14 protein-coding genes are annotated in these 18,321 nt (G+C 39.3%); 10 read left to right on the top strand and 4 right to left on the bottom strand.

Annotation, left to right across the window (positions count from 1 at the left end; all coding sequences use genetic code 11):
* The first annotated feature begins 160 nt into the window (after nt 1-160).
* The 4 genes from crcB to J1G40_RS15155 all read left to right on the top strand — a co-directional run bounded on the left by crcB (nt 161) and on the right by J1G40_RS15155 (nt 3,588).
* Nucleotides 161-532 (top strand): fluoride efflux transporter CrcB, encoded by a 372-nt coding sequence (crcB, locus tag J1G40_RS15140; RefSeq protein WP_265243502.1) that lies wholly within the window; start codon nt 161-163, stop codon nt 530-532.
* Nucleotides 533-810: 278 nt separating this feature from the next.
* Nucleotides 811-1,149 (top strand): P-II family nitrogen regulator, encoded by a 339-nt coding sequence (locus J1G40_RS15145; RefSeq protein ID WP_265243503.1) that lies wholly within the window; start codon nt 811-813, stop codon nt 1,147-1,149.
* 27 nt (nt 1,150-1,176) lie between these two features.
* Nucleotides 1,177-2,427 (top strand): ammonium transporter, encoded by a 1,251-nt coding sequence (locus J1G40_RS15150; RefSeq protein WP_265243504.1) that lies wholly within the window; start codon nt 1,177-1,179, stop codon nt 2,425-2,427.
* A 111-nt stretch (nt 2,428-2,538) separates the two neighbouring features.
* Entirely contained in the window at nt 2,539-3,588 is a 1,050-nt protein-coding gene (locus tag J1G40_RS15155) for a porin (RefSeq protein ID WP_265243505.1), read from the top strand.
* Nucleotides 3,589-3,665: 77 nt separating this feature from the next.
* Here J1G40_RS15155 and J1G40_RS15160 read toward each other — a convergent pair whose 3' ends face one another.
* Nucleotides 3,666-4,319 carry a DUF1684 domain-containing protein gene (locus tag J1G40_RS15160; protein ID WP_265243506.1) on the bottom strand — a complete coding sequence of 218 codons (654 nt, stop codon included), beginning with the start codon at nt 4,317-4,319 and terminating at the stop codon, nt 3,666-3,668.
* Between the two features lie 163 nt (nt 4,320-4,482).
* Here J1G40_RS15160 and J1G40_RS15165 point away from each other — a divergent pair, with 163 nt between their 5' ends.
* Entirely contained in the window at nt 4,483-5,235 is a 753-nt protein-coding gene (locus J1G40_RS15165) for a DJ-1/PfpI family protein (protein WP_265243507.1), read from the top strand.
* Here the strand turns inward: J1G40_RS15165 and J1G40_RS15170 are convergent.
* Both J1G40_RS15170 and J1G40_RS15175 read right to left on the bottom strand, forming a co-directional pair.
* Complete coding sequence (locus J1G40_RS15170; RefSeq protein ID WP_265243508.1) at nt 5,222-6,643, bottom strand: alpha/beta hydrolase; 1,422 nt, start codon at nt 6,641-6,643, stop codon at nt 5,222-5,224. The two genes, J1G40_RS15165 and J1G40_RS15170, sit on opposite strands and share 14 nt — an antisense overlap.
* Before the next feature lie 143 nt (nt 6,644-6,786).
* Entirely contained in the window at nt 6,787-7,239 is a 453-nt protein-coding gene (locus J1G40_RS15175) for an Lrp/AsnC family transcriptional regulator (protein WP_265243509.1), read from the bottom strand.
* A gap of 177 nt (nt 7,240-7,416) precedes the next feature.
* Between J1G40_RS15175 and J1G40_RS15180 the strand changes: the two genes are divergently transcribed.
* Nucleotides 7,417-7,794 (top strand): hypothetical protein, encoded by a 378-nt coding sequence (locus tag J1G40_RS15180; RefSeq protein ID WP_321160202.1) that lies wholly within the window; start codon nt 7,417-7,419, stop codon nt 7,792-7,794.
* A 140-nt stretch (nt 7,795-7,934) separates the two neighbouring features.
* On the opposite strand, the gene J1G40_RS15185 is transcribed toward J1G40_RS15180, so the two are convergent.
* Nucleotides 7,935-11,393: a methylmalonyl-CoA mutase family protein gene (locus tag J1G40_RS15185; RefSeq protein WP_265243511.1), complete on the bottom strand. Its 3,459-nt coding sequence runs from the start codon at nt 11,391-11,393 to the stop codon at nt 7,935-7,937.
* 143 nt (nt 11,394-11,536) lie between these two features.
* On the opposite strand from J1G40_RS15185, the gene purU reads away from it, so the two are divergent.
* The 4 genes from purU (at nt 11,537) to J1G40_RS15205 (ending at nt 18,314) form a co-directional block, all read left to right on the top strand.
* Complete coding sequence (gene purU / locus J1G40_RS15190) at nt 11,537-12,388, top strand: formyltetrahydrofolate deformylase (RefSeq protein WP_265243512.1); 852 nt, start codon at nt 11,537-11,539, stop codon at nt 12,386-12,388.
* Between the two features lie 65 nt (nt 12,389-12,453).
* Complete coding sequence (locus tag J1G40_RS15195; RefSeq protein ID WP_265243513.1) at nt 12,454-13,161, top strand: DUF4197 domain-containing protein; 708 nt, start codon at nt 12,454-12,456, stop codon at nt 13,159-13,161.
* 379 nt (nt 13,162-13,540) lie between these two features.
* Nucleotides 13,541-15,058: a helix-turn-helix domain-containing protein gene (locus J1G40_RS15200; RefSeq protein WP_265243514.1), complete on the top strand. Its 1,518-nt coding sequence runs from the start codon at nt 13,541-13,543 to the stop codon at nt 15,056-15,058.
* A 235-nt stretch (nt 15,059-15,293) separates the two neighbouring features.
* Complete coding sequence (locus J1G40_RS15205; protein WP_265243515.1) at nt 15,294-18,314, top strand: SusC/RagA family TonB-linked outer membrane protein; 3,021 nt, start codon at nt 15,294-15,296, stop codon at nt 18,312-18,314.
* Nucleotides 18,315-18,321 lie beyond the last annotated feature (7 nt).

The following is an 18,321-nucleotide window of genomic DNA, read 5'->3' on the forward strand; positions in this document are numbered from 1 at the left end:
TATTTTACATTTTCACATTTTTATACTGCTTTATAGTTTGTACCTTTAAGTTTTAAGGGTAGAAGTATCTTGTTGTTATTCTGATTAATGTTACAATTTGTCAATATACATATTGAGACATTTGAACAGGCCCTGCAAACTAAAATTTAGTAATTCATAAATGAAACAACTTTTGCTTGTTTTCCTAGGAGGTGGCCTGGGCAGTTGTCTGCGATTTCTTATCAGCAAAACCTTCAATTCCTATTTTCAACATTTTTATTTAGGGACATTTCTTGTCAATGTAATTGGTTGCCTTCTGATTGGGCTAGTGCTTGGCCTTTCCTTTAAATCCAATTACCTTACTCAAAGTCAGACGCTTCTCTTATCGACCGGATTTTGCGGTGGTTTTACCACCTTTTCTGCTTTCGCATTTGAAAAACATACCTTATTAAAAGCCGGCGAACTTTTTCACTTTTCACTTTATACACTTAGTAGTATCATCCTGGGCCTGCTTGCCGTTGCATTGGGGCTGTGGATTGCGAGATTTTTTTAGATCAGGACTTTTAAGTCTGTATACATTATATATTAATGTATATAGTTTATGTATTAAATGCACTTCAACTTTCATTATTTCCTTTTAACGAGATTATGTATTTCAAATTCTAAACTCTTGAATTATTATTTCAATATTTTTTAGATTCATTTAAGTATTACCCACAAATTTATAGGGGTAATTTTGTAAAAATGATAAAAATTTAAAATCTACCCCTATTTTTTTAGGGGGGTAATTCTTTAAAACTATATTTGCGCTTTAATCAACAAATGAAACCTATGAAACAGATTGAAGCAATTATTCGGAAATCGAAATTTGATGATGTCAAAAAAGCACTCCATCAGATTGAGGTCAATTTCTTTAGCTACTGGGATGTAACCGGAGTTGGGAACGAAAAACAAGGACATGTATACAGGGGAATATCATACAGTACATCTGATATTCAACGCAGATACTTATCTATAGTAGTTTCCGATGAATTTTTGGAAAGAACAGTAGAAACCTTATTGGAATCGGCCTACACGGGTAACGTTGGAGACGGCAAGATATTCGTATCCGAAGTCCTCCAGGCCTACCGAATAAGAACCAAGGAAAACGGCCAAGCCGGAATTAACTAAAATTTAAACTCACCAACACTTTATAATATGGAAGCAGGATTATTTACAGCAAACAACTTATGGATGATGGTTTGTACGGCCCTCGTATTCTTTATGCATATGGGATTCTCCTTTTTGGAAATCGGGCTAACCAGACAAAAAAATACCATTAATATATTATTCAAAAATGTATTTATAATATGTGTCGGACTCCTCTTATACTATATCGGAGGATTCAACCTAATGTATCCCGGAGATTTTAACGGGTTTATCGGATTTGCAGGATTTGGCCTAGAAGCGCCATTAACCGCAGACGGGGCTCTTGATTTGAGCTATAATGAAGGCTATACCTACTGGACAGACTTTTTATTCCAGGGGATGTTCGCAGCAACAGCGGCTACAATTGTGTCAGGAGCAGTTGCAGAACGGATTAAGATTGGCCCATTTATGATTTTTACAATTGTATATGTAGGCCTTATCTACCCAATTGTCGGATCCTGGCAGTGGGGCGGTGGTTTCCTATCTACTTTAGGTGGCGATGACGGCGGATTTTACGATTTCGCAGGTTCCACTTTAGTTCACTCCGTAGGAGGATGGGGCGCCTTAATAGCAGTTTACTTGTTAGGAGCAAGAATTGGCAAGTTTGGAGAAGACGGGAAGACCAGAGCTATCCCCGGACATAACCTACCCCTTGCAGCGGGTGGTGTATTGATTCTTTGGCTAGGCTGGTTTGGGTTTAACGGAGGTTCAGTACTATCGGCAGATCCGGCAGGAACTTCCCTGGTATTGGTTACAACATGCCTTGCGGCAGCCGCAGGTGGTGTTGGTTCCTTTATATTCTCAACGGTACTTTACAAGAATTACGACTTAACAATGTTCTTAAACGGAATTCTTGGAGGCCTGGTAGGTATTACAGCAGGAGCAGATCTAATGTCTCCAATGGAATCCATAGTAATTGGATTACTGGCAGGGGTTATAATTGTACTTGGTGTTGCGCTAATAGACAGATTAAAACTGGATGATCCGGTGGGTGCTATTTCTGTTCACTTAATCTGTGGTATCTGGGGCACGCTAGCTGTTGGAATTTTTGGATCAATGGCAGGCTTTGATCAATTTTTATACCAGCTGGCCGGTGTAGGTGCAGCAGCCGCATTCTGTTGTATTACAGCCTTTATCATCTTGTATGCACTTAAGGCCACAGTAGGCATAAGAGTAAGTAAAGAAGAAGAACTGGAAGGACTGGATATCCATGAACACGGTATGGATGCTTATGCAGACTTTAGAATGAATCAACATTAATAAAACTAAAAAACGGAGCGTTTGGCGGAACGCTCCGTTTAATAACCATTTCAAGAAAATCAATTTTTACCATCTAACTACTTCCATTGGGAAGTCCTTAAATATTGAAATATGAAAACGATTACAAATACAAAATACGTAAAATTTCTACTTTTTGCAGCATTATTAATCTCGAGTTTTACTTATGCTCAGGAAGAAGAAGAATCAGAAGAGCCAAAATTTTCACTAAGTGGCACAGTAGATGCCTACTACAGGGCAAACTTAAATTCGGCGAATTCAGGGGATAATTATTCAGCCCCGGGTAGTTCATTTGCAAACCTACCAGGATTTGCCTTGGGTATGGCAAATGTTATTGTAAGCTACGAAGGCGAGAAAGTTGGTTTTGTAGGGGATCTTGTTTTTGGTCCCAGGGGAACAGATGCAATTTTTGCCTCTCCCCTCTATTCGGCAACAGGTGATATTGTAAACCAGTTATACGTTTACTGGAATGTGAGTGAAAATGTGACATTTACTTTTGGAAACTGGAATACCTTTTTAGGGTATGAGGTAATTTCTCCGGCTGCTAATTTTAACTATAGCACTTCCTATTTGTTCTCCTACGGTCCTTTTAGCCATACTGGTTTGAAAGTAGATTTTGACCTGGGTAATGACTGGTCTGCTATGTTAGCTGTGATGAACCCCACAGACCTTACAGAATTTAACCCTACCGGGACTTATGCCTACGGTGCCCAATTGGGATACAGTGGTCAGTTCCTGAATTTGTTAGCTGATGATGGGGCCTTCGAAATTGATTATACCGGAGGATTTGATATTACAGATAGCTTTTTCCTCGGTATCAATGCCGCCTATTTTGACGGATCGGACGACACAGGATTTGCCGGAGGCGCCCTCTATCCACAACTAAAAACTTCTGAAAACTTCACACTAGGTCTCAGAGGTGAGTACTTTGTAGAAACAGGTGATTTTGGAGCTATAGGAACAGGGTTGGAAGATTCTAGTGTATTTGCACTAACACTAACAGGAAGTGCAACCATTGGAGATCTGATTATCAAACCAGAATTGCGTTTGGACAATGCATCTGATGATGCATTCCTGGATGCGGATGGAGAACCAATCAAGAGTCTATCATCCTTTGTTCTAGCCGCTATTTACGCCTTTTAAAATAATGTTTATAGTTTAGTTAAGTTTGGTTATTTAGTAAGTTCAAGTCGACCCCGATCTCACGATCGGGGTTTTTTTTATTTCTTAAATTCCTTCACTCCGGCAACAACAGCTGTATTTAATTCGTTTACTTTAGGCACGATCGGACAAGAATACTTTTTATTATAAGCGCAATAAGGATTATAGGCCTTATTGAAATCTATTACTATATCATCTCCGCCTGGAATAGCCAAATCTATATACCTTCCACCGCTATAGGTATCCTCCCCGTTAGTGGTATCTAAAAAAGGAAGAAAAAGATAATCTTCATAACCTTCTTCGGTCATAAGTTCCAGGTTCTGATAGATTTCCAATTCATATCTCTTGCCCTGTAACAAAAAACTGGCAATACCGTAAAGAACTTCTTCAGATTTTCTATCCGTTGTCGTAGGCATCATAAATGGTATTGCTTCTGGTGTCCTCAGCAGATTAGCTTTCACCCTAAAATTGGTATCGGGAGGAAAAAAATCCAGCCCTTTAAAATTCTTTCGATATTTATCGGGTAAGGGTGACGTTTCCGGATTTCTGAATTCTTCATTCAGAGAATGCTGAAAAGCAAGTATGTCACTTACAATATCAGAAGAATGCTCCGGAACCGCAGTAATGGTGGTCTCGTGATATCTTTTACCGTCTTTGCAATTAAATATCAACAAGCTTCCCAGAACAACAAAAACAACTAAAGATCTATTCATGTTTCATTTTTATAAATCAAAAATACAACATAGGTTTTTTTTTGGTTAGTTTTGATTACAAACAACCGCGGTAAGATTACCTATTTCCACAATTACTACTGCATTTGCGTATTATTTTTTAGCGCATTGGGGTACCAATAATTAGAAATCAACTTAAGAAGAAATGAACCCAGGTGCTTTAAAAATTCCTCACATTGTTGTTCTTGTGCTTTTCCTTGTACTGGGTTGTACCTCTAAAAGGCAAGAAAATCCTTCAGGAGATAAGGAGCAAAGATATTTCCCGGAGATTCATCCTGATAATTATAACGTGGCATTTCTGATTATGGATGGCACCTATAATACCGAATTTACTGCCCCCTACGATATTTTTCAGCATACCAAATTCCGAAAAAATATCAAAGCTATGAATGTCTTTACCGTGGCCAATACACTAGAGCCTATTGTAACCTTTGAAGGGGTCCGGATATTGCCCGACTTTGATTATACCCGTGATAGTATTCCGCCAATTGATATTCTTGTGGTTCCCAGTGCGGAACATCATCTGGATTCGGATTTAGAGGACATTGAAATGCTGGCTTTTATCAGAAAAACTGACACGTCCGCCATGTTTATGACATCGCATTGTGATGGAGCGTTTGTACTGGCCAAGGCCGGACTTTTAGACAAAGTTACATCAACAACATTTCCTAGCGATATCCCAAAATACAAAGAAATGTTTCCACAACTCAGGGTAGCAGACAGTGTGCTTTTTGTTCATGACGGCAAGTATATTACTTCGGCTGGTGGTGCAAAAAGTTTTGAAGCTGCCTTGTACTTATGTGAGTACCTTTACGGGAAGGACATTGCAGAATCATTGGCCAGGGGTCTAGTAATTAATTGGGAGCTCAATGGGTTTCCCCATCTTATTCTTCAATGATTTCATAGCGGGCATCTTTCAGGTATTCATCCACAATTTTATTGAACTCCGGAGTAATTCTCAAAAGGGCAGTGTGCTCAACTGCGTACAATTCAGTTTTATTTTTATAACCATTCTTAAGCAATTCTTCCAGGTAAAAAAGCGCTGTGCCGAAATCCTCATTCTTAGCACTAACAGAAATGATATTCAGGTAGTATTGATAATTTTGGGGATCCGTAATTGTTTTTAGCATCCATAAAAAAAGTACTGCTTCTTCATCAATTATGGACTCGGTCAGTTCAATATCAATATTGTCTTCTACCAATGCATTTAAATAGCCGATTAACCTTTTCCCCATCTGCTTTTCTACCAATTTCGCTTTGTTCTGGTATTCTCTCAGCTCTCCCATCTGATAGTTCCACCATCCCAAATTGTTGTAATTAAGGGTGGTTATATCTTCTGTCAGATTAAAATTATAGTCGTCTCTGATAAAAGATTCATTGAATAAAACTAGGTTTTCCGCCCGTCTTTGCGCCCTGTAAGTTTTATCTTTTTTCAATTCCTTTCGCCTATTAACCAGGGAGTCCACATTTATATGCGAACGATAAATCTTTATTATTTCCACCAGGCGTTCATAAGCATTGAGCATTTGCTTCTCAGAAATGAGCGAGTTAACCTTTTGCAGGTTTTGTTTCAAGCTGGTGTTGATAAAGTTTTCGTCTTTTCCAATATTACCTTTGGCCATAGCTGAAAGTGAAAATATTTCCATGGCTTTTTCCAGATACAGCTGGTCTGGCCATTGATGCCCTCCATCAAAAACCAGCAGATTATTTGGAAACTTTATTTTATTTAACGCCTGTTTCCCTTCCAGCATATTAGTATAATTAAAATCCTCTTTCCCTACAATTCCTATAAAATGGAAAGAATTCCTAGTGGTTAGAATTTCGGTATTGGGTACAGCAGATCCCAAAGAAATTACCCCATCTATCTGTTTTATAAATGTTGGGGCCAAAGCTGCTATTTTTGCACCCGAAGAAAATCCGGCCGTATACACCCTGTCATTGTTAATCGGAAGCATTGAAGCTACCTTATTAATCATTCTACTGGCTATTAAAATATTTTGAGCTATTGAAAGGCTATCCGAAACATTGTTAGAAGCAGCCAGCAAATAGTTATTTTTCTCAGCAGCTACCTTAAATAGCCTCAAGACCCTTTTGGTATTGCCTTCTAAATCAAAAACAAAAATGATTGGCCATTTACTGGATCCATTAAAACTAGAGGGAAGATACAAAGCAAAACTCTCAGGAATAGAGTCGTTAATACTAAGTGAGTCTGTAATAATTCCTTTCTTTAACTTTAGATCCTGGGCATGCATACCATTAAAAGAAATACAACCCAATAGCATTAAAGAAAATAACAGTTGCTTCATATGGTGTGAAACTATCAAAAATCCGGCCAAAATTAAATTACTACCATGGTAATATGACAAATAAAAAAATCCAGCCCGAAAACATTATAAAAATTAACTTTTAAAGATAAAGATAAATGAAATCTTAAAGCTTTCAGTTGTATTTATTCGACCCGTTTCTTTATCGGCGCATCTTTTACAACATCTGATAGAATAATATTTGTTCTGGTTTCACCGTACTGAATTAATTTATCTATGAACTGCTCTAAGTGAAACTGATCTTTTAATACTACCTCCATGATAATATTTTCATTACCAGTGATGCGATAGCAATTGATCACTTCATCTAAAGTTTTAATAAGCGTCAGAAAGGGTCGTAATTTACCCATAAATGCTTTCAGGGTGATGATCGCTTTTAACTGATACCCGGCCATAGTATGAGTTACCCTGGCATGGTACCCTTCTATGATCCCAAGGTCCTCCATTTTCTTAACGCGTTCTGCAACAGCCGGAGGCGTCAGACCCACTTCCCTGCCTATACTTGCAAAGGAAGCTCTTGAATTTTTCTGAAGGGCGTTGAGAATGCTCCAATTAAGGGTATCTATCTTTACTTTCAAAATTTATTTCTTATTATAATTTACTTTACAAAGCTAAAATACAAAAACACCAATGAATTAAAAGATATTTTCCTGAAAATGGACGTAATTTTATTATATAATTGCTGAATCAGAAAAATGTCCCACGATAGCTTAGGAAATATACCGGTATATAAACAAGCATTAGATCTTTGCTCCATGAGCAGAGAGATTGCTTCATTTGTAAGTTGCAACAAAGATCTCTTAAAACTGTATCAATCTAATAGCCTTAGAGACCATATTGCTGACTCTTTACTCACAGATGCCATCCTGATACCTCAGCAAATTGCCCAGGCAGAATCTTCAGGATCGCTGGCGGTAAGAATTAAAAGTGCCTCCTTTGTAAATGTGATGATTAGAAATATCAATTCCTATTGCAATGGTCTGGAGAGAGATGGTGTGAAGGAAACGGAATATCTCAATTTACTCCGAAGAGAAATAAGAAGTTTTCGCAAATCTTTCAAGGAATGGCGCAAATCTATTAGCAAAGGCCGCAGTGATTTAAGTTGGAATTTTAATGATTATATGGGGTATTAACCCTTCCAAATTCAAGGAACTTTTCAGATTAAGTACTCCCGGCAGACCAACTACGTCTTTACCTTTTCAGGGGTGTTTATAAAAATACTTACTCAAAAAAAATGATCACGCTATCACAGATGTTCCACGGGATAAGCGACTCACATGTTTCTTCTATATTGACCACCCACACTAAACAATGCATTGGTTATTTGTCCTAGAGAGCAATGTTTGGAAGCTTCCATAAGCTGCTCAAAAATATTCTCATTATTCACTGCAGCTTGTTGTAAGTTTTTCAATTGGGCTACCCCCTCTTTGTCCTTGCGTTTATGCAATGCTTTTAAAGTATTTATTTGAGCCTGTTTTTCTTCCTCAGTTGCCCTGATTACTTCTGCCGGCAAAATTGTCGGTGATCCTTTGGAGCTTAAAAAGGTATTTACCCCGATAATCGGGAACTCCCCGGAATGTTTTAAAGTTTCATAATACAAGCTCTCTTCCTGTATTTTAGATCGTTGATACATGGTCTCCATTGCTCCCAATACCCCTCCTCGCTCAGTTATCCTGTCGAACTCTATCAATACCGCTTCTTCTACCAATGCCGTTAATTCCTCAATAATAAAAGCACCCTGCAACGGATTTTCGTTTTTGGCCAGTCCTAATTCTTTGTTGATAATCAATTGAATTGCCATTGCCCTCCTGACAGAGTCTTCTGTCGGGGTAGTAATGGCCTCATCATAGGCGTTAGTATGTAAAGAATTACAATTGTCATAAATGGCATATAAAGCCTGCAATGTTGTTCTAATATCATTGAAATCTATTTCCTGAGCATGCAAACTACGCCCGGAGGTCTGAATATGATACTTCAACATCTGAGCTCTTGGATTGGCGCCGTATTTTTCCTTCATGGCCTTAGCCCAAATTCTCCTTGCTACCCTGCCAATAACTGCGTACTCAGGATCTATCCCATTAGAAAAGAAGAATGACAAATTTGGACCAAACTGATTAATGTCCATCCCCCTGCTTAAATAGTACTCCACATAGGTAAAGCCGTTAGATAATGTAAAGGCCAGCTGTGAAATAGGATTAGCACCCGCTTCGGCTATATGATAGCCCGAAATAGAAACCGAATAAAAGTTCCGTACCTGTTTTTGAATAAAGTATTCCTGAACATCGCCCATTAGTCTAAGGGCAAATTCTGTTGAAAATATGCAGGTATTCTGTGCCTGATCTTCTTTTAGAATATCTGCCTGTACCGTTCCTCTGACCTGTTTAAGGGTGCTTTCTTTTATCTGGCTGTATACCTCTGCTGGTAATACATCATCCCCACTCACACCAAGAAGCAGTAATCCAAGACCATTGTTTCCTTCGGGAAGCGAACCGTTGTACTTTGGCTGAGGTACTCCCTGTTTTTTAAAAATTCCCTTTAACTTTTCCTGCACCTCTTTTAACAGTCCGTTTTCCCTGATGTACTTTTCACAATTTTGATCGATAGCGGCATTCATAAAAAATCCCAGGAGCATAGGAGCTGGACCGTTTATCGTCATACTCACCGAGGTCATGGGATCTGTCAGGTCAAAACCCGAATACAACTTTTTTGCGTCGTCAAGGCAGCAGATAGACACCCCTGCATTTCCTATTTTTCCATATATATCCGGCCGGTGACCAGGATCATTTCCATAAAGTGTTACAGAATCAAAAGCCGTAGAAAGGCGTTTCGCATCCATGTCCAGGCTCACATAATGAAATCTTCTGTTGGTGCGTTCCGGACCGCCCTCACCTGCAAACATTCTTGTCGGATCTTCCCCTGTTCTTTTAAAAGGATACAGGCCAGCAGTGTAAGGAAATTCTCCTGGCACATTTTCCTGTAAACTCCAGATCAAAAGGTCTCCCCAGGCCTTATATTTGGGTAAGGTCACTTTTGGTATTTGAAGATGGGAAAGTGAGGTGGTGTGCGTTTCAATTTGAAGGTCTTTTCCCCTTACATTGAAAGTGTATTGCGGAGCTTTGTATCGGCCTACCTTTTCCTCCCAATCTATGATCATTTGCCAATTATGAGGATCCAGATCCTTTTTGATCTTATCGAACTCCTCCAACAATAATTTGATGAATTCAGTATTGGCATTAGATGAGGCCGCCTTTAATATTTCCGGCTCTTTTAACCCTTTGGTATCCACAAAAGCCTCTATTGAGGACGGATATTCCTTTTCTATTTGCGACATCAGGGTGAGAAATACACCATATAGTTTTTGGGCTACCTCGCCCTGTCCTTTTACCCAACCATCATATGAGCGATTATTTTCAGCTATTTCGGAAAGGTATCTTGTCCGCGCCGGAGGGATAATAAATATCTTCTCAGATTCCGTACTTGTTGTAGCATAACCCGACTTAAGGTCTGCAGCTGTTTTTTCAACAATTTTATCAATCACCGCAGAATAAAGTCGGTTCATGCCCGGATCATTAAACTGGGAGGCAATTGTACCATATACTGGCAATTTATCCATGGCTGTCTCCCATAAGCCATGATTTCGCATGTACTGTTTCTTAACGTCTCTCAAAGCATCCAATGCCCCCCTTTTATCAAACTTATTTAGGGCAACCAGGTCTGCAAAATCCAGCATATCTATTTTTTCGAGCTGGGTGGCAGCCCCAAACTCGGGTGTCATCACATATAATGATATATCACTATGTTCAATAATCTCTGTATCCGATTGTCCTATCCCGGAAGTTTCGAGCACGATCAGATCAAACGAGGAGGCCTTTAAGACATCCACAGCCTCTTTTACATGTTTAGAGAGGGCAAGATTAGATTGCCTGGTGGCCAGGGACCTCATATACACCCGTTCATTATTAATGGCATTCATACGTATGCGATCCCCAAGTAAGGCACCTCCTGTTTTTCTTTTAGAAGGGTCAACAGACAGAATGCCGATATGTTTCTCCGGGAAATCAACCAAAAACCTGCGTACCAATTCGTCTACCAGACTAGACTTACCAGCACCTCCAGTTCCTGTAATCCCCAAGACCGGCACTGATGTAATATTGTTTTCCAAAGCCCCGAACAAGGCTGTAAATTCTTCATTCCTGTTCTCAGCAAGACTTATAAGACGGGCGATAACATTTACATTATTTAGCTTTAATTCATCATCCAGGCTTTTTCCTTTACCCATCTTCAAAGCCGGCACCGGAAAATCACTCTGCTGTACCAGGTCGTTGATCATTCCTTGTAAACCCATCTTGCGCCCGTCATCAGGCGAATAAATCCGCGTAATTCCATAGTCCATCAGTGCCTTTATTTCCTTGGGAAGAATGACACCTCCTCCCCCACCAAAAATTTTGATATGTCCGGCACCCTTTTCATGAAGCAAGTCGTACATATACTTAAAATACTCATTATGCCCTCCCTGGTAAGAGGTCATGGCGATGGCATTTGCATCTTCCTGAATGGCGCATTCTACCACTTCTGCCACACTCCTGTCATGTCCTAAATGGATAACTTCCACACCGGTCGCCTGAATAATTCGCCTCATAATGTTAATGGCAGCATCATGGCCATCAAACAAAGAGGCAGCCGTAACAATACGAACTTTATTTTTTGGGGTATAAATTGTTGTATTTTTCATTGCTAATAAATAGGCAAATTTGCCATCGCAATTTACGGAAAATGCAAAAAAAATCCGATTACAATCAGAATTTTATAAAAATTGATAAAAACACTCCCTCTGCATTACTAATATTCTAATTTTACAGCTCTAAAGGAAAAACTGTGCAAGCAACAATACTCATACTGTGCGAAGACCAAACCGGAATTATTAGTGCTGTTACAGGCTTTATTCACCAGCGTGGCGGAAATATTATTTATCTGGACCAGCATGTCGACCAGCAAGTTGGGAAGTTTTTTATGCGTATCGAAACCGATTTCAAAGATGAAAACACCCTGTCCGAAGATTTTAAAAAGAATTTTGAGCAGGAGCTGGCGGTACCCTATGAAATGAAATGGCGGATTTACACCACTGATGACACCCCAAAAATGGCCATTTTTGTATCTAAATACAATCATTGTCTATACGATTTACTGAGCAGGGTTAAATCTGGTGAACTGGACGTTTCCATTCCTTTTATCTTAAGCAACCATAAAGATTTGGAGTATGTAGCCAGGCAGTTTGATGTACCATTTTACTGGATCCCGGTGCTAAAGGATAAGAAAGCTGAGGCCGAAGAACAACAGCTGGCCTTGTTACAACAATACCAGATAGATTTCATTGTCCTTGCCCGGTATATGCAAATAATAAGCCCGGGAATCATCAGTCATTTTCCTAATAAGATCATTAATATTCATCACTCTTTCCTTCCCGCCTTTGCAGGAGCTAAACCCTATCATGCAGCCTTTGAAAGGGGGGTTAAGATAATTGGTGCTACAAGTCATTATGTAACAGAAGAACTGGATGAGGGCCCTATCATAGCCCAGGACGTTACTACGGTATCTCATGCACAAACTGTAAGCGACTTTATTGCGAAGGGAAGGGATCTCGAAAAAATTGTCCTGGCAAGGGCGGTACAATTGCATTGCAATAGAAAAACAATGGTATACAATAACAAGACCGTAATTTTCTCCTAATAGATCATATCGCCGCAAGTTTAACGTTATAATATAAATATTGCCCTCAATTTAAATCCTTATATATGCTTAAGAGAGTCTTATTGTTTATCGTTGTATTCCAATTTTTGGGATGTGGTGAGTTGCAAAATGTTGTAAATCAAATCCCTGGTGGAGGAACCCCAATCAGTACAGCTGAAATTGCAAACGGATTAAGAGAGGCCCTGAATATGGGAATAGACAAACAGGTCTCCAAACTTACAAGGGAAGATGGGTTTTTTAAAAATGAACTCGTAAAAATAGTACTCCCTCAGGAATTACAGAAAGTAGACAAAACGTTAAGAGATATTGGCCTTGGCAATCTGGCAGATGAAGGTTTAAAAGTACTCAACCGGGCCGCCGAAGATGCAGTAAAGGAAGCTACACCGATATTTGTGACTGCCGTTAAGGATATCACTTTTGCAGATGCCAGAAACATCTTGCTTGGCAATGAAGACGCTGCCACACAATACCTCATAGGCACCACCAGTGAGCCGCTGTATAGCAAATTTAATCCGGTGATTAAAAAGTCATTCGAAAAAGTAGGAGCAGATCAAATCTGGCGTAATTTAATTACCAAATACAACAACCTGCCGCTTACCAACAATGTTAATCCAGACTTGACAGATTACGTTACCAAGGAGGCGCTGTCCGGCGTATTTACAATGATTGCTGTCGAAGAAAAGGAGATAAGGAATTCACTTTCATCAAGAACAACAGTCCTGTTGAGAAAAGTATTTGCCCTACAGGATTAGTGGTAAAATTTAATTCTTAAAGGGCCTATACAATATTCAAAAGGAATATTGCGTTATCTTTACATAGCGAACGACTTCGCTTTTCTGCTAAGATGTTTAGCTGAAGAATGGAAGTAGTTCCAAAATCTTAGATAGAATTTTTTGAGTTAGTATTTTTTGAGTTAGTTAGTTTTAAACCCTGGTGCTCCCATCAGGGTTTTTTAATACCTATAGGTGATGCGGAATGATGACCTCGATAGATACATTTCTACAAAGTGTTGGTATTTTAATTATTACACGAGTAAGTTATTATCGGGGTTTACCTTTTTTAAGACAATTTTAAGAATGTACAACTTGATATTTGGCTATTTTTCACTTGCTAATTCATCATCAATCAATCATGGAGCGGACCAGTATCCTTTACTTTCTGTTGCTCTTACATTTTTGTTGTTACCCTATAACATCTATAGGCTATACATCCAATACTGCGACGATAAATTTATTTTCCCCTCAGAATTCGGTGACATATGCCGATCAGCAATACCTGGAACAAAATTACAGCAATGCCCTGGAAGCCTACAAGACGGCACTTCAGGACCCCTCAGTAGAGCCAACATATGTCTATAAGAAGTTAGCGCTATGCGAGGCCCAACTTGGAAATGCCATTCCCGCTGCCGAATATGCTGAGTCTTATTTGGTGAACGATTATAAGCCAACCTTTTTATTCGATGAAGGCTTTGCCGAAATTCAGAATACCACTGAATTTCAAGAAGTTGTAAATTTGTATACCTCCAGAATGACGATTTGGTCTTTTGGCTATCTCTATGTAGCTCTAATTGGATTTTATATAGCTATTATAATAAATTTCAATCGGAAGATCGATAAAATTGCCAGGTTCCTGATCAGTGCTTTCGTGTTTATTCATTCCATTTTTATATTGCATATTTTCCTTTCAGTCACCAATTACCAATTCCAATTTCCCCATTCCTATAGGATGTCCATTTGTTTCTCATTCCTATATGGACCCCTGCTATATTTCTATTTTAAAAGAATTACCAAACAGTACGAATTTAGAAAGGCAGACCTTTTGCATCTTCTGCCAACGGTGCTCATGCTCATCTATATGATACCGTATTATATGTTGTCTGGTAGTGAGAAATTGGAAATAATGCTCAACAGAGCAGGAGACGACTCCAATTCGGCAAATCTGACGCTTCTTGTGGTAGTGGTTGGCTTAAAGTTAGCATCTTTAATGATCTACGGATACTTTATCAGGAAACTTTATATAGAGAGTAAGAGAAATAAGGACCTTCGGACAAACAATAAGAAGTGGCAAAGAAATATTTATATTATCCATTTCTCCTACATTATAACTTATGCCATTTATGGGGCGCTGATTATTTACGATCTCGATTCGGGCTTCTTTTATCACCTGCAGGTTGTATGTATGTCACTACTTGTGGTATTTGTTGGTTATTCTGCGAACGTACAGCCCAATCTTTTCAGTGGCTTGTATTCCTTTGATAATCAGCTGCTGTTTAAATACAAAAAATCCGGATTAACCAGAAGCCTTTCCCAGGAATTAAAAGAGCAACTGATCAGATTATTCGACGAGGAAAAAATATATAAAGACAATGATATCAATTTAGAAGTTATCGCTTCCAAATTGAACACCACCAGACACAATGCATCTCAGGTAATAAATGAACATTTTCAGGTCAGCTTTCACGAACTGATAAACACTTATCGGATTCAGGAAGCCAAGAAAATTCTTGATGATGACAAGAAAAATAACCTTAACATTATAGACATAGCCTATGAAGTTGGCTACAACAATAAGGTAACCTTTAATAAGGCGTTTAAGAAGGATACTCGCCTGACTCCCAGTCAGTACCAGAAAGTATTTGTGAAATCTTAAGCGTAAATAAGGAGTAAACTTTCATCGGTAAAGTAAACGTTTATAAGCATTTCCCTCCTTTTGTAACAGAGCCATTTACTTTGCCGCCATAACTAGCTAATGTAAATAATGCAGCTCTGGAAAAGTACTCTTTTGAAAGACACTCTTTGGTCTCATTTTTTGGGTATTTATTTGAATTAGTCATCAATACACTTCAGGGCTGCCATTTACATTATAAATCAAACATAAAGTTAATATGAAAAAAAAATGTAATTGGCTATGCATGCTCTTCCTCCTGGGAATCAGCCTGGCATATGCACAACAGGAGAAAACGGTATCTGGTGCCGTTACCGACCAAAATGGTTTTCCCCTTCCGGGAGTAAATATTTTGGTAAAAGGGACAACTACCGGAACACAATCGGATTTTGATGGCAATTATTCTATTACCGCTAACGTAGGTAATACCCTTGTCTTTTCTTATTTAGGACAACTAACCACAGAAAGAACAGTAGGTGCTGATAATACCATTAACGTACAGATGCAAGAGGACGCTCAGGCGTTGGAAGAAGTAATTGTGATTGGATATGGTAATCAGGAAGAGAAGAAGATCATTCAAAACGTGGGTATTGTCAAAGAAGAGGCAATTGAAAATCTTCAGGTAAATTCCGCTGATCAGTTACTACAGGGACAATCTGCCGGTACACAAATTGTGAACGCTTCCGGGGTACTTGGATCCGCAGCAGTAATACGTGTACGGGGTGTTAATTCTATCAATGCAGGTAGTCAGCCTTTAATCGTAATTGATGGGGTACCTATTACCGATACCGCTACCAATACACTGAACCGGGGAGGTAATACTGGTATTAACCCATTGTCTTATGTAAACGCCAATGATATTGCATCACTTACGGTCTTAAAAGATGCGGGTGCAACTTCTATCTACGGTTCAAGAGGAGCAAATGGTGTAATTCTTATTACCACTAAAAAGGGTAGAAGAAATTCCAAAACGACTTTAACCCTGGATGTGAATACGCAGTTTACGAATTCAACAGACGTACCTGATATTTTAACTGCCGACGAATTCAGGAGATTTAAATCTGACGTGGCCACATTACAAAATGGCGCTACTGTCACTCCGGAAGACCTTGGCTTGGGAGCCATAGGATCGGGAGGTACAGACTGGCTAAGTGGCGTTCAACGTACAGGTATTTCTCAAAATTACAATCTTGGGATCAGAGGAGGTAGTGAAAAATCTTCCTTCTTCTTCGGAGCAGATTTCCAGGACACAGAAGGTTTTATTATTGGGAACGATCAGCAGAGAGCTGCTGCCAGGATAAATTTAGATACAGATGTAACAGACTGGCTAAAAGCCGGAATGAACCTGGGGATAACCAATACAAGACTAAACAGGGTGGGTGTTGAAAATAATATCAACGCACCATTTACTACAGCCTTCCTGCAGAGTCCTGTAGTCCCCGCGTATGACGATGAAGGAAATTTTGTGCAGTCGGGTTCTTTTATCCCAAACATTTTTGCCAGGGTGGCACTCAATACGGATGAACTTAAAACATTCAGAGTAATCGGGAACTTCTTTACAGAATTAACCCCAATTAAAAATGTCACCTGGCGTTCAGAATTGGGTGTGGACAAATTAGAATTGGAAGAATTTATCAGAAACGCAGAATTTAACTCGCCTGGTGGGTTTGCACAACAGATTAATACCGCTGAAGACAGGTGGTTAACCAACCAAACCCTAACCTATGCCAACACCTTTGGTGAAGATCATACACTATCAGCACTGATAGGGTTAAATTACGAAGAAACGCTTAGAAGCAGGTCTAATGTTTCCTCCACAGGATTTCTTACAGATGATTTAAGGAACCTGGGTTCAGGATCTACACCTACCGTACTAAACGGAGATAGATTTCCGTCAAGATTATACGGACTATTCTCCAGGGTATCCTATGATTACAAAGGAAAATATCTTGTAGAAGGATCTGTAAGACGTGATGGTTCCTCGAGGTTTGGAGCCAACAACCGCTTTGGATATTTTTGGTCGGCAGCCGCAGGCTGGGTGATTACCGGTGAAAATTTTATGGATGACGTTACCTGGATAGATTATCTGTCCTTACGAGCAAGTTTAGGTACAGTTGGTAATGACCGTTTGGGAACCTTCCCTTCTCTGGGATTATTTAATGCAGGGGCAATTGCAGATTACAACGGTGAATCCGGGGTAATACCCAACCAACCAGAGAATCCGGATCTTAAATGGGAAGAAAGTGAAACACTCGATATTGGACTTAAATCCACTTTCTTCAACGGCAGGCTTAATTTCAATGTGGCTTACTTTCAAAAGACCACCAGCGACCTGTTATTAAATCAGGTTCTACCACCTCAAACTGGTTTCGCAACAATAAGCAGAAACATTGGTGAGATGGAAAATACCGGTTGGGAATTTGAAATAAGCTCGGTTAACGTCCGTTCGGAAAACTTTGAATGGAGAACCAATTTTAACCTGGCAACCATAGACAACAAAGTATTAAAACTAAATGCTGATGCTGCAACAGACGCTCAGGGAAGAAGAATTATCGACGGGCCTATACAGAGAGCTATAGAAGGAGAGTCCCTGAACAATTTCTTCCTCATCAGATATGTAGGTGTAAATCCTCAGACTGGAGATGCAGAATGGTTAGATGTAGATGGAAATGTTACCAACAACCCCGGATCTGCTGACCGAGTGGTAACTGGAAGTCCTTTACCAGACTTTTCCGGAGGTATAACCAACACCTTCAAATATAAAGATTTGGATCTGTCTGTTCTGATGAATTACTCTGTTGGGAATGACGTGGTAATAGACGGACTAAGATTTGCCGATGGGAACGACGCCATTGGAGGGATAGTTAATATCAGAAAACAAAACCTGGATTACTGGGAATCAGCTGGAGACAATTCCTTTTTACCCAGCCCTACAAGTTCTACATTTAACTTGTTTAATCAGCGTTCAACGCAACAACAGTTAGATGCTTCTTATTTAAGGATAAAGAATATCACTCTTGGATATAATGTGCCGGAAAAAGCACTAGACAGGTTGGGAGATATCTTTACGGGCATCAGATTGTATGCTACAGCTACAAATCTTGTAACCTTTAAGAAGGATGAAATGAAAGGCATAGATCCTGAAGTAACAGATGATATTGATCCACTATTTCAGGGAGAGTCATTCTTTACAGCACCTCAGGCAAAGTCCATATTATTTGGGGCAAGACTACAATTCTAATTAAAAA

Origin of the sequence: Muriicola sp. Z0-33 (assembly GCF_026126425.1) — a bacterium.
Lineage (GTDB): Bacteria > Bacteroidota > Bacteroidia > Flavobacteriales > Flavobacteriaceae > JAFMPW01.